General features: G+C 59.4%; 1 pseudogene. It reads left to right on the forward strand.

What is annotated here, in order from left to right:
- Positions 1-64 precede the first annotated feature (64 nt).
- Positions 65-872 (forward strand): annotated as a pseudogene (locus tag JNB91_RS30300) (IS3 family transposase); the annotation flags it as partial.

An 872-nucleotide genomic window follows, 5' to 3' on the forward strand; every position in this document is an offset into this window, starting at 1 on the left:
TGACCTTGCCCCGTTGAAATAATCCATTTTGAAGTAAGCTCTGGCCCATCGAAAGGACCAGAGAATGAAGCGCACACGTTTCACGGACGAACAGATCATTGGCATTCTGAGGGAGCACGAGGCTGGCACGCCGGTCTCGGAGCTTTGCCGCAAGCACGGGGTCAGCGATGCCAGCATCTATAAATGGAAGGCCAAGTTCGGCGGCATGGATGTATCCGAAGCCAAGCGGCTGAAGTCGCTGGAAGACGAGAACACCAAGCTGAAGCGGCTCTTGGCGGACGCGATGCTCGACAACGCGGCTTTGAAAGACCTTTTGGGAAAGAAGTGGTGACGCCCGCAGCAAGGCGGAAAGCTGTCGCGCATTTGATGGGTCACCATGAGATGAGCGAACGGCGGGCGTGTAAAGCCATCGGCTTTTGCCGGATGACGATCCGTTACGAAACCAGGCGCAGCGATGACCATGACCTTCGCGAGCGAATGAAGGCGCTGGCGCATGAACGCCGCCGCTTTGGGTATCGGCGTCTTCATGTGCTGCTCAGGCGCGAGGGTCACCTTGTGAACCACAAGCGGCTCTTCCGGCTCTATCGGGAGGAGAAGCTGACGGTGCGCAAGCGCGGCGGCCGCAAGCGAGCGATCGGCACCCGAGCACCGATGCTGATCCCGCTTGCCGCCAATGATCGCTGGTCACTGGACTTCGTGTCGGATCAACTCACCGATGGTCGCAGGTTCCGGGTGCTGACCGTCGTCGACGATTGCACCAGGGAATGCCTGGCACTCGTCGCCGATACGTCCCTTTCCGGCCTGCGAGTTGCCCGTGAACTGGATCGGATCATCGAGGGACGAGGCAAGCCGAAGATGATCGTCAGCGACAA

Origin of the sequence: Aliirhizobium wenxiniae, assembly GCF_019511445.1 — a bacterium.
GTDB classification, from domain to species: domain Bacteria; phylum Pseudomonadota; class Alphaproteobacteria; order Rhizobiales; family Rhizobiaceae; genus Neorhizobium; species Neorhizobium wenxiniae_A.